Raw genomic sequence first — 24,041 nt, forward strand, 5'->3', positions numbered from 1 at the left:
GGGAGCGCGAGCATGACCACCACCGAAGAGATGCTGCGATACCTGCGGCAGGCGACCGCCGACCTGCGCGAGGCCCGAAGGGACCTCCGCGAACTGGACGAACGCGTACGCGAGCCGGTCGCGATCGTCGGCATGTCCTGCCGGTACCCCGGCGACGTCGCCTCACCGGACGGCCTGTGGCACCTCGTCGACACGCGCGGCGACGGCCTGTCCGGCTTCCCGGAGAACCGCGGCTGGGACCTCGGCCGGCTCCCGGCCGACGGCCCCCGCGAGGCAGGATTCCTGCACGACGCCGGCCGGTTCGACGCGGCGTTCTTCGCCATGTCCCCGCGCGAGGCCCTGGCCACCGACCCCCAGCAACGCCTGCTGCTGGAAACCTCCTGGGAGGTGATGGAGTCCGCCGGCGTCGACCCCGCGACGCTGCGCGGCAGCCGCACCGGCGTCTACATCGGCCAGATGTACCACGACTATCTGGTCGGCTCGGCCGAGATGCCGCCCGGCAGCGAGGCGTACCTGGCCACCGGCACCGCGGGGAGCGCCGCCTCCGGCCGCGTCGCCTACTCCTTCGGGCTGGAGGGCCCCGCGGTCACCGTCGACACCGCCTGCTCCTCCTCGCTGGTGACGCTGCACCTGGCGTGCCAGGCGCTGCGGGCCGGTGAGTGCGATCTGGCGATCGCCGGCGGTGTCACCGTGATGGCCACCCCCGAGGTGTTCGGGGCGTTCGGCGTCGACCAGGGCCTCGCTCCGGACGGCCGCTGCAAGTCGTTCGCCGCCGCGGCCGACGGCATGGGCTGGTCGGAAGGCGTCGGCATACTGCTCGTGGAGCGGCTCTCGGACGCGCGGCGCAACGGCCACCGGATCCTCGCTGTGGTGCGGGGCAGCGCGGTGAACCAGGACGGCGCGTCGAGCGGGCTGACGGCGCCGAACGGGCCGTCGCAGCAACGGGTGATCCGCGACGCCCTGGCGAACGCCCGCCTGACCGCCGCGGACGTGGACGTGGTGGAGGCGCACGGGACGGGCACCCGGCTCGGCGACCCGATCGAGGCGCAGGCACTGCTCGCCACCTACGGCCAGGAACGGGGCGACGCCGATCCGTTGCGGCTGGGGTCGGTGAAGTCCAACATCGGTCACACCCAGGCGGCCGCCGGTGTCGCGGGCGTGATCAAGATGGTCATGGCGATGCGGCACGGTGTGCTGCCGGCGACGCTGCACGTGGACGCCCCGTCGCCCCAGGTGGACTGGTCGGCGGGCGCGGTGGAACTGCTCGACGACGCGCGCCCCTGGCCCGCATCGGACCGCCCGCGGCGCGCAGGTGTGTCGTCGTTCGGCATCAGCGGCACCAACGCGCATGTGATCGTGGAGCAGGCACCGGAGTCAGAGCCCGTGGCATCCGCCGAGTCGTCGGTGGTGCGCCCCGGGCCGGTGCCGTGGCCGGTGTCGGCGAAGTCCGAGACCGCGTTGCGGGCGCAGGTGAAGCAGCTGACGTCGTTCGTGGCGGAGCGTCCCGGGCTGGACCCGGTGGACGTGGGCTGGTCGCTGGCGACCAGGCGCGCCGCGCTGGAGCACCGTACGGTGCTCGCCGGGGACACGACCCTCGCCGAGGGCGTGGCGGGCGAAGGAAAGACCGCGTTCCTGTTCGCGGGGCAGGGTTCGCAGCGTGCCGGTATGGGCCTGGGGCTGTACGAGGCGTTCCCGGTCTACGCCGAAGCCTTCGACGCGGTGTGCGCCCGCCTCGATCCCCGGCTGGAACGCCCGCTGCGGGAAGTCCTCACCGACGGCACCGACCTGGACCACACCGTCTGGGCACAGGCAGGTCTCTTCGCCCTCGAAGTCGCCCTGTACCGGCTCGTGGAGTCCTGGGGCGTGACCCCGGACGTGCTCCTCGGCCACTCCCTCGGGGAGATCAGCGCCGCACACGTCGCGGGCATCCTCGACCTCGACGACGCCTGCACCCTGATCGCCGAACGCGGCCGCCTCATGCAGGCCCTGCCCGCGGGCGGCGGCATGCTCGCCGTCCAGGCCACCGAAGACGAAGTCGCCGACTCCGGCCTCGACATCGCCGCCGTCAACGGCCCGAACTCCGTCGTCCTCTCCGGCGACGCGGACGCCATCGCACACTACGCGGCCCAGCGCGCCGAGCGCGGACTGCGGTTCAACGTCCTGTCGGTGTCACACGCCTTCCACTCCACCCTGATGGAACCGATGCTGAACGAACTCGGCACGGTTCTCCGCCGGTTGACGTTCCACCCGGCCCGCATCCCGGTCGTCTCCAACCTCACCGGAGACGTGGCCGAGCCGGGCGCCATGCAGCAGCCCGCGTACTGGCTGAACCAGGCCCGCCGGCCGGTCCGCTTCGCCGACGGCGTCACCACCCTCCACACCATGGGCGTCACCCGCTCCCTCGAACTCGGCCCCGACGGCGTCCTGTCCGCCATGGCCCGACAGGCCGCCCCCGGCGCCACGTTCGTCCCCGTCCTGCGCAAGGACCGCGACGAGACCCACACCGCCCTCACCGCCCTCAGCCGGCTCTGGACCTCCGGCGGCGACATCGACTGGACCGCCGTACTGGACGGCCGGGCGGTCGACCTGCCCACCTACGCCTTCCAGCACGAGCACTACTGGCCACAGCCCTCTCCGCACACCGCGGCGGATTCGTGGCGTTACGCCGTGGAGTGGAAGCCCGCGGGACCCGCCCTCTCCGCGGCGGCTCCGGGCGGCACCTGGCTGGCACTGCTGCCGGACACCACGAAACACCACGATGTGGCCGAACGGTGCGTACGCGCGCTCACCGACGCCGGCGCGCATGTCGTGACGGTACGGGCGGAGGCCGCGGACCTCCGGGAGCGCGTCGCCGAGGCATGCGCGGACGGTGCCGAGCCCGCCGGTGTGCTCTCCTTCGCCGGGCTGACCGCCGACGGCGGCCCCGGAAGTGCTGTCCCGCCCGCGTCGGTCGCGAGCGTGCTGGCCACCGTGGAGGCGTTGCGGCACCGCGGGGTCCGGGCGCCCGTCTGGTGGATCACCTCCGGCGGAGTCGCCGTCGACGCCGGTGAGACGGTCGACACCGACCAGGCGCAGGTGTGGGGCCTCGGCCGGGTGGCGGGGCTCGAACTCCCCGAGATGTGGGGCGGTCTCGTCGACGTCGGTGACACCGCATCGGCCGAGCGTCTCGCCGAGATCCTGGGCTCCGGCGTCGAGGACCAGGTGGCGCTGCGTCCGGCCGGCGCGTTCGTCCGGCGGCTGGTGCGGGCCGGCGGCACACCGGCGGGAGAGTGGCAGGGCCACGGGACCGTGCTGGTCACCGGAGGCACGGGAGGGCTGGGACGCGAAGTCGCCCTCTGGCTGGCCCGGTCCGGAGCCGAGCGGCTGGTCCTGGTCTCACGGCGTGGGTCGGCGGCGCCGGGCGCCGACCGGCTGGTGGCCGAGCTGGAGGGCGCCGGGACGGCGGTGTCGGTCGTCGCGGGCGACATCGGGGACCGTGCGTTCGTGCGGTCGGTCGTCGAGCGGTACCGCCCCTCCGGGGTGGTCCACGCGGCCGGTGTGGGCGACCCGACCCCGCTGGGCACTTCGGGCCCGGAGGATTTCGCCCGGGTGATGGCCGCGAAAGCCGAGGGCGCGCGCCTGCTCGACGAGGCGCTGGGGGACGTGCCCCTGGACTTCTTCGTGCTGTTCTCCTCGATCGCCGGAGTCTGGGGCAGTGGCGGACAGGGCGCCTACGCGGCCGCGAACGCCTACCTGGACGCGCTGGCGGCCAACCGGCGCGCGCGAGGCGCCGTCGCCACGTCGGTGTCCTGGGGGCCGTGGGCGGGCGAGGGCATGGCGGCGGACGCCGGCGCGTCGGAATATCTGCGGCGCCGCGGTCTGCGGGCGATGGCGCCCGGCGCGGCGGTCCGGCGGCTCGGCCCCGCGCTGCTCGCCGGCGACGCGTGCGTGACGGTCGCCGACGTCGACTGGGCGGCGTTCCTGCCTTCCTTCAGCGCCAGCCGGGAACGCCCGCTGATCCACGACATCCCCGAAGTCACCGCGCTGACGGCGGCCTCCGCGGAGGTGGACGGCGCGCTCGCCGCCCGCCTGCGCGACCGGCTCTCGACCCTGACCGGCGACGAGCGGGAGGCGGCCCTCGTCGGTGTCGTGCAGCGGCACGCCGCCGACGTACTGGGCTACCCGTCGCCCGAGGCGGTGACCGCCGACAAGGCCTTCCGCGACCTCGGCTTCGACTCTCTCAGCGCCGTTGAACTGCGCGACCGGCTGGCCGCCGAGACCGGTCTGCGGCTGCCCGCGACGCTGCTGTTCGACCACCCGAGCGCGCGGGCCGTCGCCGGCCTGCTGCGGGCCGAGATGTTCCCGGACAGCGTCGGCGAGATCGACGAGGAACGCGCCGCCGAGATCCGGCGGGCACTGCGGGGGATCCCGCTGTCCCGCCTGGCCGACGCCGGTCTCCTCGCCCCGCTGCTGCGGCTCGCCGCGGAGGACGGTGCGAACGACGGGACGGCCCCGGAGGACCCGGAGCCGGGCCAGGACATTCAGGATTCGATCGACTCGATGGACGGCGAGAGCCTGCTCAGGCTCGCTCTCGGCGGTGGTCCGGAGTCGGATGGACAGACAGATCGAGCAGATCGAGGAGCTTGAAATGGCCGCCGCCTCCATGGAGGACTACGTCAAGGCGCTGCGTACTTCTTTGAAGGAGACGGAGCGGCTGCGGGCGGAGAACCGCGAACTCACCGCGGCGTCACGCGAGCCCATCGCGATCGTGTCCATGGCCTGCCGCTACCCCGGGGGCGTCCGGTCGCCGGAAGAGCTCTGGGGTCTGGTGGATGCCGGCGGGGACGCCGTGACCCCGTTCCCCTCCGACCGCGGGTGGCGCCTGGACGCCGCCGACACGGCGGACGAGTCGGCGTCGGGCGGATTCCTCGACGGCGTCGCCCGGTTCGACCCCGGCTTCTTCGACATCTCCCCGCGCGAGGCCCTGGCCATGGACCCCCAGCAGCGTCTCCTGCTGGAGACCTCCTGGGAGGCGTTCGAGCACGCCGGGATCCTGCCGCCCCGGCTGAAGGGCAGCCGCACGGGCGTCTTCGTCGGCGCGGCCCCGTCCGGCTACGGAATCGGCCTCCAGCCGTCCGACGCCGGGCAGGCGTACGCCTTGGCCGGCGGCGCGACGAGCGTCCTGTCCGGCCGCGTCTCCTACACGTTCGGCCTGGTCGGCCCAGCCGTCACCGTGGACACCGCCTGCTCCTCGTCCCTGGTCGCCCTGCACCTGGCGTGCCAGGCTCTGCGCGCCGGCGAGTGCTCGCTGGCCCTGGCGGGCGGCGTCACCGTCATCGCCACCCCCGACGTGTTCGGTGCCTTCAGCGTCGAGCAGGGCCTGGCCGCCGACGGCCGCTGCAAGTCGTTCGCCGCGGCCGCCGACGGGACGGGCTGGGCCGAGGGCGTCGGCCTGGTGCTGCTGGAACGGCTCTCCGACGCCCGGCGCAACGGACATCAGGTGCTGGCGGTGGTGCGGGGAAGCGCCATCAACCAGGACGGCGCGTCCAACGGCCTGACGGCGCCGAACGGGCCATCGCAGCAACGGGTCATCCGCCAGGCGCTCGCCAACGCCCGGCTCACCGGCGCGGACGTGGACGTGGTGGAGGCGCACGGGACGGGCACCCGGCTCGGCGACCCGATCGAGGCGCAGGCACTGCTCGCCACCTACGGCAGGGCACGGGGCGAGACCGGCGATCCACTGTGGCTCGGCTCGATCAAGTCCAACATTGGTCACACCCAGTCCGCGGCAGGTGTCGCGGGCGTGATCAAGATGGTCATGGCGATGCGGCACGGTGTGCTGCCGGCGACGCTTCATGTCGACGCCCCGTCGCCGCAGGTGGACTGGTCGGCGGGCGCGGTGGAACTGCTGACGGAGTCCCGTGCCTGGCCCGAGGTGGAGCGCCCGCGGCGCGCAGGTGTGTCGTCGTTCGGCATCAGCGGCACCAACGCGCATGTGATCGTGGAGCAGGCACCGGAGTCAGAGCCCGTGGCATCCGCCGAGTCGTCGGTGGTGCGCCCCGGGCCGGTGCCGTGGCCGGTGTCGGCGAAGTCCGAGACCGCGTTGCGGGCGCAGGTGAAGCAGCTGACGTCGTTCGTGGCGGAGCGTCCCGGGCTGGACCCGGTGGACGTGGGCTGGTCGCTGGCGACCAGGCGCGCCGCGCTGGAGCACCGTACGGTGCTCGCCGGGGACACGACCCTCGCCGAGGGCGTGGCGGGCGAAGGAAAGACCGCGTTCCTGTTCGCGGGGCAGGGTTCGCAGCGTGCCGGTATGGGCCTGGGGCTGTACGAGGCGTTCCCGGTCTACGCCGAAGCCTTCGACGCGGTGTGCGCCCGCCTCGATCCCCGGCTGGAACGCCCGCTGCGGGAAGTCCTCACCGACGGCACCGACCTGGACCACACCGTCTGGGCACAGGCAGGTCTCTTCGCCCTCGAAGTCGCCCTGTATCGGCTCGTGGAGTCCTGGGGCGTGACCCCGGACGTGCTCCTCGGCCACTCCCTCGGGGAGATCAGCGCCGCACACGTCGCGGGCATCCTCGACCTCGACGACGCCTGCACCCTGATCGCCGAACGCGGCCGCCTCATGCAGGCCCTGCCCGCGGGCGGCGGCATGCTCGCCGTCCAGGCCACCGAAGACGAAGTCGCCGACTCCGGCCTCGACATCGCCGCCGTCAACGGCCCGAACTCCGTCGTCCTCTCCGGCGACGCGGACGCCATCGCACACTACGCGGCCCAGCGCGCCGAGCGCGGACTGCGGTTCAACGTCCTGTCGGTGTCACACGCCTTCCACTCCACCCTGATGGAACCGATGCTGAACGAACTCGGCACGGTTCTCCGCCGGTTGACGTTCCACCCGGCCCGCATCCCGGTCGTCTCCAACCTGACGGGTAACGTTGCCGAAGCAGGGCTGATGCAGGATCCGGAGTACTGGCTTCGGCAGGTACGGCAGCCCGTGCGTTTCGCCGACGGCGTCACGGCCCTCGAAGCCCTGGGCGTGACGTGGTATGTGGAGCTGGGTCCGGACGGTGTGCTGTCCGGCATGGCTCAAGACTCCGCCCCCGGCGCCCGGTTCGTCCCCGTCCTGCGCAAGGACCGCGACGAGACCCACACCGCCCTCACCGCCCTCAGCCGGCTCTGGACCTCCGGCGCCGACGTCGACTGGACCGCCGTGCTGGACGGCCGGGCGGTCGACCTGCCCACCTACGCCTTCCAGCACGAGCGGTACTGGCCCAAGGACGCCACGCACGCGGTCGGCGGGCAGCCCGCGGACGCCGCGTTCTGGGACGCGGTCGAGCGGGAGGACCTGGAGCAACTCGCGGGCCTGGAGTCGGCGTTGCCTGCGCTATCGGTGTGGTGGCGGCAGCGCCGGGAGCGGTCCACGCTCGACTCGTGGCGCTACCGGATCGTCTGGAAGCCTCTGGACCTGCCCTCCGGCGGATCGCTCGACGGAACCTGGCTCCTCGTCACCTCAGGTCCCGCCGACGACTTCGGCGCCCGGCTGCGCGCCGCCGGAGCACAGGTGGTCGAACTTCCCGTCGACGCGGAGGACACCGACCACGCACGGCTCGCCGACCGCCTCCGCGAACTCCTCGGCGGTGTGCGGCCGTCCGGAGTGCTCTCGCTGACCGGCCTCGCCGACCGGCCCCTGCCCGGGACGGTCCTGCCCGTGGGAGCCGCGCTGACGGTCGCGCTGGTGAAGGCCATGAGCGCTCTCGACATCACGGCACCGCTGTGGACGGTGACCTCCGGCGCGGTCGGCGTCGGCCGGTCGGACCGGCTGGAACACCCGGCGCAGGCACAGGTGTGGGGTCTGGGCCGGGTGGTCGGACTGGAACTGCCCGCGCTGTGGGGCGGCCTGATCGACCTGCCCGGCACGCTCGACGACACCGCGGGCTCACGACTCGTCTCCGTCCTGGCGTCGGGCGCCGAGGACCAGGTCGCCGTCCGTGGCCCGGGGGTGTACGCCCGGCGGCTGGTGCGGGCCGGTGCCGCCGACGGCTTCGGCGCCGCTGGACCGGAAGGCGAGTGGCGTGGCCGGGGAACCGTTGTCGTCACGGGCGGCACCGGCGCGCTCGGCACCGAGGTGGCGCGCTGGCTGGCGAGGTCCGGCGTCGAGCACCTGATCCTCCTGTCCCGGCAGGGACCCGGAGCGCCCGGGGCCGACACGCTCGTCGCCGAGCTGGCGGAGCTGGGAACGAGCGCATCCGTGCTGGCCGGTGACGTCACCGACCGGGAGTTCGTACGGCACACCCTGGCACAGGTTCCGGACGGATCGACACTCTCGGGAGTCGTGCACGCCGCCGGCGCAGGCGATGTGACTCCCCTCGACACCTCGGACGTCGAGGACTTCACGCGGGTCGTGGCCGCCAAGGTCGACGGCGCGATGTGCCTGGACGAGGTGCTGGGCGACTCGCCGCTGGACTTCTTCGTCCTGTTCTCGTCGATCGCCGGCGTCTGGGGCAGCGGCGGGCAGTCTGCCTACGCCGCGGCGAACGCCTATCTGGACGCGCTGGCGGTCAACCGGCGGGCCCGGGGGGTGACGGCAACGGCGGTGTCCTGGGGTGCCTGGGCCGGTGCCGGAATGGCCGGCGGAGCGGAGATGGCGGCACTGCTCCGCCGTCGCGGGCTGCGCGTGATGGCCCCGGAGCTGGCCGTGGCGGCTCTGGGACAGGCCCTCCAGGCCGACGACACCTGCGTGACCGTGGCGGACGTGGAATGGGCGGTGTTCGCCCCGGCCTTCACCGCCGGCCGGGCACGCCCGCTGATCGACGACATCCCCGAAGCCCGGCCCGCCCTCGAAGCGGCCACCGCGGCCACGCCGGGTGACACGTCCCCACTCGCGCGGACCCTGGCCGCCCAGCCGGAGGCCGAGCAGCTCCGCTTCCTGCTGGACCTCGTCCGGCACCAGATCGCGGCCGTCCTGGGCTACCGGGGCCAGACCGACATCGCGGCGGACGCCCCGTTCAAGAACCTCGGCTTCGACTCGCTCACCGCGGTCGAGCTCCGCAACCGTCTCACCGCGGAGACAGGACTCGCCCTGCCGTCGGGACTGGTCTTCGACCACCCCACGCCCCAGGCCCTCGCCACCCGGCTGCGCACCGAGATCCTCGGCACCCGGCCGTTCGGCGACGAACCGGCCGCCCCGGCGGCCGTCACCGGCGACGAGCCCGTCGCCATCGTCGCGATGGGCTGCCGGTACCCGGGCATGGTCGCCTCACCCGAGGACCTGTGGCGGCTGGTCGCCGACGGTGTGGACGCGGTGACCGGCCTGCCCACCGACCGGGGCTGGCCGCAGGCAGACCCGGCCGCGGCCGCCGGGGCCTCCTGGGCAGGCGGCTTCGTGAACGGCGCGGCACACTTCGACAACGGCCTGTTCGCCGTCTCCCCGCGCGAGGCCTTCGCGATGGACCCGCAGCAGCGGCTGCTCCTCGAAGTGTCCTGGGAGGTGTTCGAGCGCGCCGGCATCTCGCCCCGCGCCGTGCACGGCAGCCGGACCGGCGTGTTCGTCGGCACCAGCGGCCAGGACTACGTCGGCATCCTCGCCGGCGGGGAGCAGGACACCGAAGGCCATCGTGGCACCGGCAACTCGGCATCGGTCCTCTCCGGCCGCATCGCGTACACCTTCGGCCTGGAGGGCCCGGCGGTGACGGTGGACACGGCCTGCTCGTCGTCCCTGGTGGCCCTGCATCTCGCCGCCCAGACCCTGCAACGCGGAGAGTGCGACCTCGCCCTGGTCGGCGGGGCGACGGTGATGTCCACCCCGACCGCGTTCGCGGAGTTCTCCCGGCAACTCGGACTGGCCGACGACGGCCGGTGCAAGTCGTTCGCCGCGGCCGCCGACGGCACGGGCTGGTCCGAGGGCGTCGGCGTCCTGCTGGTCGAGCGTCTGTCGGAGGCCGTCCGCAATGGACACCAGGTACTGGCGGTGGTCCGGGGCAGCGCGATCAACCAGGACGGCGCCTCCAACGGCCTGACGGCGCCGAACGGCCCCGCGCAGCAGCGGGTGATCCGCCAGGCACTGGCAGGCGCCCGGCTGACGGGCGCGGACGTCGACGTGGTCGAGGCGCACGGGACGGGCACCCGTCTCGGGGACCCGATCGAGGCGGAGGCGCTGCTGGCGACCTACGGCCGGGAGCGTGACGAGGCCGGCCCGTTGTGGCTGGGCTCGGTGAAGTCGAACATCGGCCATGCTCAGGCCGCCGCCGGTGTCGCGGGCGTGATCAAGATGGTCATGGCGTTGCGGCACGGCGTGCTGCCCGCGACGCTGCACGTCGACGAGCCGTCGCAGCAGGTGGACTGGTCCGCGGGCGCGGTCGAACTGCTGACGGAGTCCCGGGCCTGGCCCGAGGTGGAGCGTCCGCGGCGTGCGGCGGTGTCGTCGTTCGGCATCAGCGGCACGAACGCGCATGTGATCCTGGAGCAGGCTCCACCATCGGAGACCGTTCCGGTTGCTGCGACCCGGCAAGCGCCTGGGCCGGTGCCGTGGGTGGTGTCGGCGAAGTCGGACGCTGCGTTGCGGGCTCAGGTGGAGCGGCTGAGGTCGTTCGTGGCGGAGCGGCCGGAGCTGGATCCGGTGGATGTGGGGTGGTCGCTGGCGACGACCCGTGCCGGGCTGGAGCATCGTGCGGTGCTGGCGGGGGGCGGGACGCTCGCCGAGGGCGTGGCGGCCGAGGGGCGGACCGCGTTCCTGTTCACGGGGCAGGGTTCGCAGCGTGCGGGCATGGGGCTGGGGCTGTACGAGGCGTTCCCCGTCTTCACCGAAGCCTTCGACGCGGTGTGCGCGCGGATGGACGTCCGGCTGGAGCGCCCGCTGCGGGAGGTTCTGACCGACGGCGTGGACCTGGACCGGACGGTGTGGGCGCAGTCGGGGCTGTTCGCGCTCGAAGTCGCCCTGTACCGCCTCGTCGAATCGTGGGGCATCACCCCGGATGTGCTGCTGGGTCACTCGCTGGGTGAGATCAGCGCCGCGCATGTCGCGGGGATCCTCGACCTGGACGACGCGTGCGTGCTGGTGGCGGAGCGGGGCCGGCTGATGCAGGCGCTGCCGGCGGGTGGCGGCATGCTCGCTGTCCAGGCCACGGAGGCGGATGTCGTCGGCTCCGGTCTCGACGTCGCGGCCGTCAACGGCCCGAGCTCCGTCGTCCTGTCGGGCGCGGTCGAGGCTGTCGAGCGGTGTGCCGCGGAGTGCGCGGAGCGTGGCGTGCGGGTCCGGGTGCTGTCGGTGTCGCACGCGTTCCACTCGGTGCTGATGGAGCCGATGCTGGACGAGTTCGCGGCGGTGCTTGCCGGGCTGACGTTCCACCCGGCGCGGATCCCTGTCGTGTCGAACGTGACGGGTGCGGTGGCCGAGCCGGGTGCCATGCAGGACCCGGGGTACTGGCTGCGTCAGGTGCGGCAGGCGGTGCGGTTCGCGGACGGTGTGGCGGCGCTCGACGCGATGGGCGTGACGTGGTATGTGGAGCTGGGTCCGGACGGTGTGCTGTCGGGCATGGCCCAGGAGACGGCCGCCGAAGCGGAGTTCATCCCTGTGCTGCGCAAGGACCGGGACGAGGCCGGCAGCGCGCTGACCGCGGCCGGTCGTCTGTGGGCCTGTGGTGTCGAGGTCGGCTGGTCTGCGGTGTTCGCCGGTTGGGGCGGTCGGGTGGTGGATCTGCCGACGTATGCCTTCCAGCGGGAGCGGTTCTGGCCGGAGCTGTCGGCGGTGGCCGCTGCGGGTGGTGGTGGGGATCTGGTCGATGCCGTGTTCTGGGACGCGGTGGAACGCGGGGACCTGTCCGAGCTCGCCGGTCTGGAGTCGGCCCTGCCGGCTCTGGCGGAGTGGCGGCGGCGTCACCGGGAGCGTTCGACGCTCGACTCGTGGCGTTACCGCGTCATGTGGAAGCCGCTCGACGGCCTGCCGCGGGCGGGAGTGCTGTCGGGGGTGTGGGCGGTTGTCGGCGCGGAGGATCCGGCGGTGTCCGCGGCCCTGTCGGGGGCGGGTGCGACGGTGGTCAGCGTTCCGGCCGATGAGGTGCCGGGACTGCCCGGCCTGGCGGGTGTCGTCCTGGCCCCGTCGGGGTGGGTGGAGACACTGTCCGTGGTCCAGGCACTGGCCGGGGTGAACGCACCGTTGTGGGTGCTGACCCGGGGCGCGGTGTCGGTGGGCGGCTCGGACCGGCTGACTGATCCGGACCTGGCGGCGGTGTGGGGCATGGGCCGGGTCGCGGCGCTGGAGCTGCCGCAGCGCTGGGGCGGTCTCGTCGACCTGCCCGAGGTCCTGGACGGGCGGGCGGGTGCCCGCCTCGCCGGCGTCCTGGCCGGTGGTGGTGAGGATCAGGTCGCGATCCGCGGGGCGGGTGTGTACGGCCGTCGTGTGGCGCGTGCGGTGCCGGCCGTGGTGGTCGGTGAGGGCTGGCGGCCGTCGGGGACCGTGCTCGTCACCGGTGGCACCGGTGGTCTGGGTGCCGAGGTCGCGCGCTGGCTCGCGGGCCGGGGTGTGCCGCATCTGCTGCTGACCAGCCGCGGCGGTGTCGCGCCCGAGGGTCTGGTCGAGGAGCTGTCCGGGCTGGGTACGCAGGTCACGGTCACGGCCTGCGACGTCGCCGACCGCGACGCCCTCGCCACCGTCCTCGCCGACCTGCCGCTGACCGGCATCGTCCACGCGGCCGGGGTCGACGTCCCGCAATGGCTTGAGGCAGCCACCCCGGAAGCGTTCGACGCCGTACTGCGGGCCAAGGTCGACGGCACGAGATACCTCGACGAGCTGACCGCAGATCTGCCGCTCGACCTGTTCGTCGTCTTCTCCTCGATCGCCGCGACCTGGGGCAGCGGCGGCCAGGCCGCCTACGCGGCCGGCAACGCCTTCCTCGACGCCTGGATCCAACACCGCCACGACCGCGGACTCCCCGGCACATCCATCTCTTGGGGCCCCTGGGCCGGAGCCGGCATGGCCATGGACCCGGAAGCCGGCAGGAGCCTGCGTCGGCGTGGGCTGGCCCCGATGGACCCGGTGTTGGCTGTCTGTGCCCTGGCGGAGGCGATCGACCGGAACGACAGCGGTCTGACGGTCACCGACACTGACTGGTCGGTGTTCTCCCCGGCGTTCACCTCGTCCCGTCCCAGCGCCTTGTTCTCCGAGCTTCCGGAAGCTGCGCAGGCGCTCGCAGGCACGCCGGACGGTGGTGCCGCGCAGGGACTGCGGCAGCGACTCCTGGACGTCCCTGCCGGGGAACGGGCCCGATTCGTGCTGGATCTGGTGCGTGAGCGGGCCGCCGCGGTGCTCGGGCACACGGGTGCGGACGCGGTCGAGCCCGGGCGGGCGTTCCGCGATCTGGGCTTCGACTCGCTGATGGCGGTCGAACTGCGCAACCTGCTGACCACCGAGACCGGCCTGACGCTCCCCGCCACCCTCGTCTTCGACCACCCCAACCCGACCGCCCTCACCAACCACCTCCTGTCCCACCTGGCAGGCGACACCGCACAGAACACCCCCGCAGTCGCGGGTGCCATCCTCGACGAACCGGTCGCGATCGTGGGCATGGCCTGCCGCTACCCCGGAGGCGTCACCTCCCCGCAGGAACTGTGGAACCTGGTAGCGGGCGGGACGGACGGCGTCACCCCGTTCCCCGACGACCGGGGCTGGCCCACCGTCCTGCTCGATTCAAGCGCTTCGGTGGGCGGTTTCGTCCACGACGCCGACGAGTTCGACGCCGCCCTGTTCGGCATCTCACCGCGTGAAGCCCTCGCCATGGACCCCCAGCAGCGCCTCCTGCTGGAAACCGCGTGGGAAACCCTCGAAACCGCAGGCATCAACCCCCGCTCCCTGAAGGGCCACAACATCGGCGTGTTCGCCGGCGCCTCCCCCTCCGGCTACGGCACCGGAGTCACCGGCGCCGAGGGGCACCTGCTCACCGGAACCGCCAGCAGTGTGATCTCCGGTCGCCTGGCCTATGTCTTCGGTCTCCAAGGCCCGGCCCTCACCGTCGACACCGCCTGCTCCTCCTCCCTCGTCGCCCTCCACCTCGCCGCCCAGGCCCTGCGAACCGGCGAATGCGACATGGCCCTCGCCGGCGGCGTCACCGTCATGGTCACCCCCGGCGCATTCGCCGAGTTCGACCGCCAGGACGGCCTCGCGACGGACGGCCGCTGCAAGTCCTTCGCCGCCGCCGCCGACGGCACCGGCTGGGCCGAAGGCGTCGGCCTCCTCCTCGTCGAGCGGCTGTCCGACGCGCGCCGCAACGGCCACCACGTTCTGGCGGTCGTCCAGGGCAGCGCCGTCAACCAGGACGGCGCCTCCAACGGCCTCACCGCCCCCAACGGCCCCTCCCAACAACGCGTGATCCGCCAGGCCCTCGCCAACGCCCAGCTCACGACCGCGGATGTCGATATCGTCGAAGCGCACGGCACCGGCACCCGCCTCGGCGACCCCATCGAAGCGCAGGCCCTGCTCGCCACCTACGGCCAAGACCGCACCGACAACGAACCGCTCTGGCTCGGCTCCATCAAGTCGAACATCGGCCACACCCAGGCCGCCGCCGGCGTCGCCGGCATCATCAAAATGATCATGGCCATGCGCCACGGCGTGATGCCCGCCACCCTCCACGTCGACGAGCCCACACCCCAGGTCGACTGGACCACCGGCGCGGTCGAACTCCTCACCGAACAGCGTCCCTGGCCCGAGTCGGACCGTCCGCGCCGTGCCGCCATCTCCTCGTTCGGCATCAGCGGCACCAACGCCCACATCATCCTCGAACAGCCTTCCGCCGCGGAGACCGTCAAGGTGACGGCGGTCCGTGCGACGCCACCCAGGCTCATTCCGTGGGCGGTGTCGGCGAAGTCCGAGTCCGCCCTGCGTGCCCAGATCGAACGACTGCGGTCCTTTGCGTCCGAGCGCCCCACCCTGGATCCGGTGGACGTCGGCTGGTCGCTGGCCACCACTCGGGCTCCGCTGGAGCACCGCGCGGTGCTTCACGGCGACACGTTGCTGGCCTCCGGGCTCGCTGCCGAGGGCCGAACCGCGTTCCTGTTCACCGGCCAGGGGTCGCAGCGTGCCGGTATGGGGCTCGGGCTGTACGAGGCGTTCCCGGTGTTCGCCGAAGCGTTTGATGCTGTCTGCGCCCGGCTGGACGTCCGGCTGGAGCGCCCGCTCCGGGAGGCCCTGACCGACGGCACCGACCTGGACCACACCGTCTGGGCACAGGCCGGCCTCTTCGCCCTCGAAGTCGCTCTGTACCGGCTCGTGGAGTCCTGGGGCGTGACCCCGGACGTGCTCCTCGGCCACTCGCTCGGCGAGATCAGCGCCGCCCACGTTGCCGGGATCTTCGACCTGGACGATGCGTGCGTGCTGGTGGCGGAGCGGGGCCGCCTGATGCAGGCCCTGCCCGCGGGCGGCGGCATGCTCGCCGTCCAGGCCACCGAAGACGAAGTCGCCGAATCCGGCCTCGACATCGCCGCCGTCAACGGCCCGAACTCCGTCGTCCTGTCCGGCGACTCGGACGCCATCGAGCACTACGCCGCCGAGTGCACCGAGCGTGGCCTGCGGTCCAACGTCCTGTCGGTGTCACACGCCTTCCACTCGGCCCTGATGCAACCGATGCTGGACGAGTTCGCGACCGTCCTGAACGGCCTCACCTTCCACCCGGCCCGGATTCCGCTCGTCTCCAACCTCACCGGAGCCCTCGCCGCCCCTGACGCCATGCAGCAGCCGGAGTACTGGCTGAACCAGGTCCGCCAGCCCGTCCGCTTCGCCGACGGCGTCGCCACCCTCCACACCATGGGCGTCACCCGCTACCTCGAACTCGGCCCCGACGGCGTCCTGACGGGCATGGCCCAGGACACCGTCACCGAGGCCGAGTTCGTCCCCGTCCTGCGCAAGGACCGCGACGAGACCGACACCGCCCTCACCGCGATCAGCCGCCTGTGGACCTCCGGCACCGACATCGACTGGCACGCCGTGTTCGCCGACTGGGGCGGCCGGACGGTCGACCTGCCCACCTACCCCTTCCAGCGCGAACGCTACTGGCCGCAGCCGGGCGTACTCGGCGCGGACGCGGGCGCACTCGGCATCCAGGGCGCCGAGCACGCGCTGCTCGGCTCCGTGGTAGCCCTCGCCGACGCGGACGGCGTACTCCTCACCGGCCGTCTCTCGGTGGACGCGCAGCCGTGGCTGGCCGATCACCTCGTGCTCGGCCGTGTCGTGGTGCCCGGCACCGCACTGGTGGAGATGGCGCTGCGCGCCGGCCAGGAGGTCGACTGCGGTCTGCTCCGTGAGCTGGTCCTGCGCGCCCCGCTGGTGCTGCCCGAGAGCGGCGGCGTCCAGGTCCAGATCCGGATCGAGGAACCCGATCCCTCGGGCGACCGTCCGGTCCACCTCCACGCTCGCCCCGAAGGCGCGGACGAATGGACGCTGCACGCGTCCGGGGCGCTGGCGGAGCAGGCCCCTTCAGGTGCGGGCTTCGACCTGAGTGCCTGGCCTCCGCAGGACGCGGAGGCGATCGCCATCGACAACTTCTACGCGTCGCTGGCCGGTGCGGGCTTCGGCTACGGTCCGGCGTTCCAGGGCGTCCAGGCGGCCTGGCGGGACGCTTCCGGTGTCTACGCCGAGGTCACATTCGCGGAGTCGGTGGACGGGTTCGGTATCCACCCCGCCCTCTTCGACGCGGCACTCCACCCCTCCGGCTTGATCTCCGGCACCGAGACCGACACCGAAGCAAGTGGGCCCCGGCTGCCGTTCGCGTGGTCGGGCGTGGAACTGTTCGCGGTCGGCGCGACCACCCTGCGGGTGGCGCTCCGTCCCGACGGCGAGGGCCTCACCGTGCAGGCGGCCGACGGCACCGGTGCACCGGTCGCGGTGGTCCGTTCGCTGGTGTCGCGCGCGGTGTCGGCGGAGCAGTTGTCGGCGGCCGGGCACGCGGCGGACGACGCGCTCTTCGCGGTCGAGTGGGTCGCCCTCCCGCCCGGCAGCGCCTCCGGCAACACGGCGTGGACGGTGCTGCCGGCCGGTGACAGCCCGGTGGAACAGGTCCTCGGCGAGGTCCTGCACGGAGTGCAGGAGTGGCTGAGCAAGGAACACCCCGAGCACGCACGCCTCGCAGTGGTCACCCAAGGGGCCATGCCTGCCGAGACCGGTGCGATCGCGGACGTGGTCGGCTCGGCGGTGTGGGGTCTGGTGCGCTCGGCGCAGTCCGAGCACCCGGACCGCATCGTGCTCGTCGACACCGACCCGGCATCTGAGGAACAGCTCGACCTGGCCCTGCTCACCGGTCTCGACGAGCCGCAGGTCGCCATCCGGCAGGGGGCGCTGCTGGCGCCCCGCCTGATGCGCGCCGGACGCAGCGGACTGGTACTGCCGGACCACAACTGGCGTCTTCTGCCCGGCACCGACGGGACCCTGGAGTCCCTCCACGTCGCCGCCGCCGACGTGCGGAAGCCGGGCCCCGGCCAGGTGCGGGTCGAGATCCGTGCCGCGGGTGTGAACTTCCGGGACGTGCTCCTGGGACTGGGCATGTATCCGGAACCCGGAACCATGGGCTCCGAGGCGGCCGGCGTGGTCGTCGAGACCGGTCCCGGCGTCGACGACCTCGCCGTCGGTGACCGGGTCTTCGGATTCTTCGACGGCGGATTCGCCACCGACGCCGTCACCGACCGCCGTCTGGTGGTCCGGGTGCCCGAGGGCTGGTCGTGGGCGCAGGCGGCAGCGGTGCCGCTGGTGTTCGCGACGGCCTGGTACGGACTGCGGGACCTGGCCCAGGTCAAGGCCGGTGAATCCGTGCTGATCCACGCGGCCGCCGGTGGTGTCGGCATGGCCGCCGTCCAACTGGCCCGTCACTGGGGCCTGGAGGTGTATGCCACCGCCAGCCCCGCCAAGTGGCCCACCGTCATCGCAGGCGGAGTCGACCCCTCACGCATCGCCTCCTCCCGCGACCTCGACTTCGAGAAGCAGCTACGCACCGCCACCCGTGACCGGGGCGTCGACGTCGTCCTCAACTCCCTTGCGGGCGAGTTCCTCGACGCGTCCCTGAGGCTGCTGGCCCCCGGCGGCCGGTTCGTCGAGATGGGCAAGACCGACATCCGGGCCGGCCTCGACGTCCCGTACTACCCGTTCGACCTGTCGGATGCGGGTCCCGAGGGTATGGGCCGCATCCTGACCGAGGTCGTCGCCCTGTTCGAGGCGGGTGTGCTCGCACCGCTGCCGTTGACCGTGTGGGACGTGCGTGAAGCCGTCACCGCCTGGCGGCACATGGCCCAGGCCAAGCACACCGGCAAGAACGTCCTCTCCCTCCCCGTCCGCCCCAACCCCGACGGCACCGTACTGATCACCGGCGGCACCGGAACCCTCGGCGGCCTCCTCGCCCGCCACCTCGCCACCGAACACGGCACGAGGAACCTCCTCCTGCTGTCCCGCAAGGGCCCCGACGCCCCCGGCGCAGCCGCTCTCATCGAGGAACTGGCCGAACTCGGCGCGCAGGCAAGCATCGTGGCGTGCGACGCCGCCGACCGCGACGCCCTCGCCACCGTCCTCGCCGACATCCCCGCCGAGACCCCGCTCACCGGCGTCGTCCACGCCGCCGGCGTCCTCGACGACGGCATCGTCACCGCCCTCACCCAGGAACGCCTGGACACCGTCCTGCGCGCCAAGGCCACCGCCGCCACCAACCTCGACGAACTCACCCGCCACACCGACCTCGCCATGTTCGTCCTCTACTCCTCCGCATCGGCAACCTTCGGCACCCCCGGACAGGCCAACTACGCCGCCGCCAACGCCTACCTCGACGCCCTCGCCACCCGCCGCCGCGCACACGGCCTGCCCGGCCTCTCCCTCGCCTGGGGCATGTGGGAACAAGCCAGCACCATGACCGGCGCACTCGCCCACACCGACCGGACCCGCGCCACCACCGCAGGCACCACCCTGTCCACCGCACAAGGACTCGCCCTCTTCGACACCGCCCTCAACCGCCCCACAGCACACCTGATACCGATCAACCTGGATCTCAACGCGCCGCGTTCCGCGGACGCCGAGATCCCTCCGCTGGTGCGGGGGCTGCTGCGCCGTCCGGTGCGGCACGCCGCCGGCACGGCCGCCCGGTCCGGGCCGTCGCTCGCGGACCGGCTCGCCGGGATGCCCGCTGCCCAGCGGGACCCGGTGGTGCTCGACCTGGTCGTCGCCTCGTCCGCCGTGGTGCTCGGGCACGCCTCGTCCGACGCGATCGGGGCGGACCGCCCGTTCAAGGACCTCGGATTCGACTCGCTCACCGCGGTCGAACTGCGCAACCGGCTCAATGCCGTGACCGGGCTGCGGCTGCCGGCCACGCTCGTCTTCGACCACCCGACTCCGGCCGCGCTCGCCGTGTGGCTGCTGGACGAACTCGTGCCGCCGGACAGGACGCCGGCCGAGGTCCTGCTGGACGAGCTGGCACGGATGGAGGCCGGGCTCGCCGAAGTGACGTCCGGGGAGTCCGGGCTGACGGTGGGTGAGCGGGCGTCGGTCCGCTCGCGGCTGGAGGTCATGCTGGAGCGGATCCAGGGCGGGGACCGGCGACCCGCCGGGATCGACGGCGCGGACCTGGAGACCGCCACGGCCGATAACATCTTCGCGCTGATCGACGAGGAGCTCGGCGGCTGAGGCCGTGACTCCGGGATTTCCCGGAGTTCGCAGGCCGTTCACCGGCCCGGGGGCGCCGGGCCGATGAACGGATTACATCGATGACACCGGCCAGGTCAACCCGTATTCTGGCTCTAGGGGCAAGCGGCGGGTGTAGGGGTTGCTGGCCGGATCACATCCCCGCAAAATCGCTATCGATCTTTCAAAACCCACACACGAATGCGCCGTTCGGGCACGAAAGTCTCGGCGCGCGCGAATGATGAACGCCACACGAAGGGGTCGGGAATGACGACTGCGCAGGACGACACCGGTTTGTGGATCCGCCGGTATCATCCGGCACCGGACAGCGCCGTCAGGCTGCTGTGCCTGCCACACGCCGGAGGGTCCGCCAGCTTCTACTTCCCGGTCTCCCGCGCCCTTTCGCCGGCCGTCGAGGTCCTGGCCGTGCAGTACCCGGGCCGTCAGGACCGGCGTTCGGAACCGAACATCGACGATCTGCCCTCCCTCGCGCGGGCGATCCTCGGCGCACTCGACGGGGTTCTCGACAAGCCGCTCGCGCTCTTCGGGCACAGCATGGGCGCGACGGTCGGCTTCGAACTGGCGCGCATGCTGGAGCAGGAGCGGGGCATCGTTCCGGCCTGGTTGTTCGCCTCGGGGCGGCGAGCCCCGTCCATGCCGCGGGACGAGCGCAACCACCTGGCCTCCGACCCGGAGTTCATCAAGGAACTGCAGCGTCTGCAGGGCACCGCCGGAAACATCCTCGGCGACGAGGAGATGCTGCGCATGATCCTGCCCGCCACGCGTTCCGACTACCGGGCGGCGGAGACCTACAGGTACGTGCCCGGCGCCCCGCTGAGCTGTCCGATCACCGCCTTCGTGGGCGACGACGACCCGAAGGTCACGGTCGAGGAGGCGCGGGCCTGGCAGGACCACACCAGCGCCGCGTTCGACTTCCACGTCTTCGACGGCGGCCACTTCTTCCTCACGGCGCATCAGTCCCGCCTGCTGAAGACCATGCTGGACCAGTTGCAGTCCCTGTCGCCTCCCGGGGACCCGGCCCGAACCGGTCGCTAGCGGACCCTGGCCGGGCGGTGACGGCCGCGTGCCCTGCGGCCGGGCGGCGGCCGCCGGCCGGATTCGGCTGGAATCGGCCGCGAGGGCAATGGCCGTACGGTGCGCGGCGGTCCCGTCCGGAACTGCCGACACTGTCCGGAAACGGCGGTGCTGACCGGAACTGCCGGGGAAGAAGCATTCGCCTCCCGGTGAAATTCCGGATTCACCGCGGTTTCACCTTGCGGGACCCTCAGGAAAGGGCGCGTTCCCGATACTTTCCGAACGTATCGAAGTGGGCGCGTTTCACAGCACTCCATACCTCGCACCCTGCGGACCGCGGCATCGAGCCGCGGTTGTTGCGCGGGCCACCACCACCATGCGTGGGGTGCGGAGGAAAGACCGGTGGCCACAGGTGAGCTCACGGGGAGAGTGTCCATGGTCCGTGTCGAATGGGATGCCGAACTCGCGGTACTGCGCGCGTCTCTCGCCGCTTGCGTCCGCGGCACCGGAGGGTCGGTGGTCATCCGCGGCCCGGTAGGGGTCGGCAAGACCGAACTCCTGCGCAGTCTGGTGCGCGAGGCGGCCGTCGCCGGTGGCGCCCACGTGGGCGCCACCGGGTCCCAGGCCGAGCAGACCAATCCGATGGGGGCGATGACCCAGATCTTCGCCGGCCTGGACCTGCGGGGCGAGGAGGCCGCCCGCGCCCAGCGGCTGCTGGAGGCCGGCGCGCTCACCTCGATGCTGCAGGACAGCGACGACGAGTCGCGGGCCCAGGTCGACGTGGCGGTCCTGCACGGCCTGACCGGCATCATCCTGGCCGCGGCCCAACGGGCGCCGCTGCTGATCGGGGTCGACGACGCCCACTTCGTGGACGCGGACTCCCTGGAGTGTCTGCGCTATCTGGTGCGCCGTATCGACCACGCGCCCGTCCTCGTCGTGCTCAACGACAACACCACCGTCCGGCCGGCGCGGCCGATGATCTGGGCCGAGCTGCTCAGCCAGCCGCACCGCCAGCTCATCCGCCTCAACATGCTGTCCCCGGTGGGCGTCGCCGCGGTACTGCGGGCCGAGGCCGTCGACCTCCGGGACAACACCCCGGCGAGCCTGTACGAGGCGACCGGCGGCAGCCCTCTGCTGCTCATGGCGCTCGTCGAGGAGCTGCGGGCTGCGCAGGTGCGCCGGCAGGCCGGTCACCCCGAGACGTCGCTCCCTGCCTCCGGGCACGTCTTCGGGCAGGCGGTGCTGAACTGCCTGATGCGCAGCGACCCGAGCCTGCTGCCGGTGGTGCGCGCCGTCGCCGCGCTGGACGAGGCGGTGCCCGTCGCCTTCCTGGCCGAACTACTGGACTGGACGACGTCGGCCACCGAGTGGGCCGTGGAGGCCGCCACGGAGGCGGGTCTGATCGCCGACGGCCGTCTGCGTCACCGGCGTTCCCGCGACGTGGTGCTGGAGCTGATGGAGCCGCGGGAGCGCGTCGCGCTGCACGCCCGGCTCGCCGGACTGCTGGACCGGGTCGGCGCCGCGCCGGTGCGTGTGGCGCGGCACTGGGTGGCCGCACGCCGGCCCACGCCGCCCGGGTCGGTGCCGGTACTGCTGAAGGCGGCCGAGCAGGCGCTGGCGCAGGACGACAGCGGCCTGGCCCTCGACTGCCTGCGGCTGGCCACCCGCGTGAAGGCCGAACCCTGTTCGCGCGTGGGCATCGACGCTCTGCTGGCGCGTGCGAAGTGGCGGCTCGACCCCGTCTTCGCGGAGCACCATGTGGACAGGCTTCTGGACGCCTTCCGGTCCGGGCAGCTTCCCTCCGAGGACGCGCTGAGGCTGGTCGCCCCGCTGGAGTGGTACGGCCGGCCCGCCGAGGCGGAGGCGGTGCTGACCCGGGTCGAGGCGTCGGCCGGATCGGGGAGCCCCGGCGTCCCCTCGGTTCCGCTGTACAACGCCCGCATGGCGCTGGCCTACTGGTACCCGGGAGTGGTCGAGCCGGTGAAGGAGCCGCCGGCCGCCTCGTCGGCGCGGTCCGTCACCGCGGCCGAGCCCAAGTCCCTGGCGGCGGGCATCGTCCACACCGTGTACGCGTCCGGGTACACCGACACCGTCGTGGCCGACGCCAAGGCGCTGCTGCACAGCTGCCGCCTGGAGGACCACACCCTCTACCCCATCATGATCGCCCTCGAGACGCTGGTCTTCGCGGACTGTCTGGACGCGGCGGCGTCCTGGTGCGACCGTCTGCTCGACGAGGCACGACGGCGGTCGGCGCCCGCCTGGCGGGCCATGCTCTACGGGCTGCGGGCGATGGTGAGTTACCGTCAGGGCGACCTGGCCGCGGCGGAGCGTTGTGCCCGCACGTGTCTGCGGCAGATTCTGCCCAGGGGTCTGGGCATTCTGATCGGCATCCCGCTGTCCGTCCTGATCATGACCGCCACCCGGGCGGGCGAGAACGAACAGGCCCTCAGCCATCTGAACATGGCGGTGCCGGACGCCATGTTCCAGACCACCGTCGGACTGCACTACCGGCGTGCCCGCGGCCACTACTACCTCGCCTGCGGCAGACACGAGGCCGCGATGGAGGACTTCGAGGCCTGCGGCGACCTGATGCGCCGCTGGGGCTCGGATTTTCCGGGACTGGTGCCGTGGCGCACCGACCTCGCCGCGGCCCGGCTGGCGGGCGGGCTGTCCGCGGGCACCCTGGCCGCCGACCAGACGGCGCGGCTGGGCACCCAGAACGCCCGCACTCGGGGCATCACGCTGCGGGTGCTCGCCGCCTCCAGCGAGCTGCGCAGCCGGCCCCCGATGCTGCGGGAGGCGGTCGATCTACTGCAGGCCTCCGGGGACCGGTTGGAGCTGGCCGAGACCCTGGCGGCGCTCAGCCACGCCCAGCACGCCCTCGGCGAGTACTCCCACGCCCAGGTGATCGGCCGCCGGGCGGAGCAGTTCACCGGCCAGATGCTGGTGGCCCTGCCGGGGCAGCGGCAGGGTCCCCCCTCGGAGACGGGCCCGGCGGACGTCCCCCCGGGAGAGGTCTCGCCGGCGGACGATCCGGCCATCGTGGACCTCAGCGACGCCGAGCGCCGGGTCGCCTCGCTCGCGGCGCGGGGGTGCACCAACCGGGAGATCTCCAGGAAGCTGTTCGTCACGGTGAGCACCGTCGAGCAGCATCTGACCCGGGTCTACCGCAAGTTGCGGATCAACAGCCGCTCGGATCTGCCGACCAGCCTGCTCTCCTGTGCGGGCAACCCTCCCTGAACCCTCCCCCGTCCTCCGTCACGGCCCCGTCGGCCAGCCGGATGCCGGCCGACGGGGCGGGGGACGGCGGACGACCGGGTCGAAGTTAGGGGTGTCCGGTAGGGGGCGGCCGTCATTACGTTCTCGAAGCGGGACGCCATGGCAGGACGGG

The 24,041-nt window shown here is 72.8% G+C and carries 4 protein-coding genes; all 4 read left to right on the plus strand.

Annotation, left to right across the window (positions count from 1 at the left end; genetic code table 11):
- Positions 1 to 12: 12 nt before the first annotated feature.
- Positions 13 to 4,626 (plus strand): type I polyketide synthase, encoded by a 4,614-nt coding sequence (locus tag OG306_RS01840; RefSeq protein WP_266907501.1) that lies wholly within the window; start codon positions 13 to 15, stop codon positions 4,624 to 4,626.
- Positions 4,592 to 19,618, plus strand: a complete 15,027-nt coding sequence (locus tag OG306_RS01845) for a type I polyketide synthase (RefSeq protein ID WP_371665064.1) — start codon at positions 4,592 to 4,594, stop codon at positions 19,616 to 19,618. The genes OG306_RS01840 and OG306_RS01845 overlap by 35 nt, the downstream gene beginning before the upstream one ends.
- A 264-nt stretch (positions 19,619 to 19,882) precedes the next feature.
- The gene (locus OG306_RS01850; protein WP_323183773.1) at positions 19,883 to 20,671 is read left to right on the plus strand and encodes a thioesterase II family protein; all 789 of its coding nucleotides are present in this window, start codon (positions 19,883 to 19,885) and stop codon (positions 20,669 to 20,671) included.
- 414 nt (positions 20,672 to 21,085) lie between these two features.
- Positions 21,086 to 23,890 carry a helix-turn-helix transcriptional regulator gene (locus OG306_RS01855; protein ID WP_327259559.1) on the plus strand — a complete coding sequence of 935 codons (2,805 nt, stop codon included), beginning with the start codon at positions 21,086 to 21,088 and terminating at the stop codon, positions 23,888 to 23,890.
- Positions 23,891 to 24,041: the final 151 nt, after the last annotated feature.

The sequence above is a fragment of the Streptomyces sp. NBC_01241 genome, from assembly GCF_041435435.1.
Classification (GTDB): Bacteria; Actinomycetota; Actinomycetes; order Streptomycetales; family Streptomycetaceae; genus Streptomyces.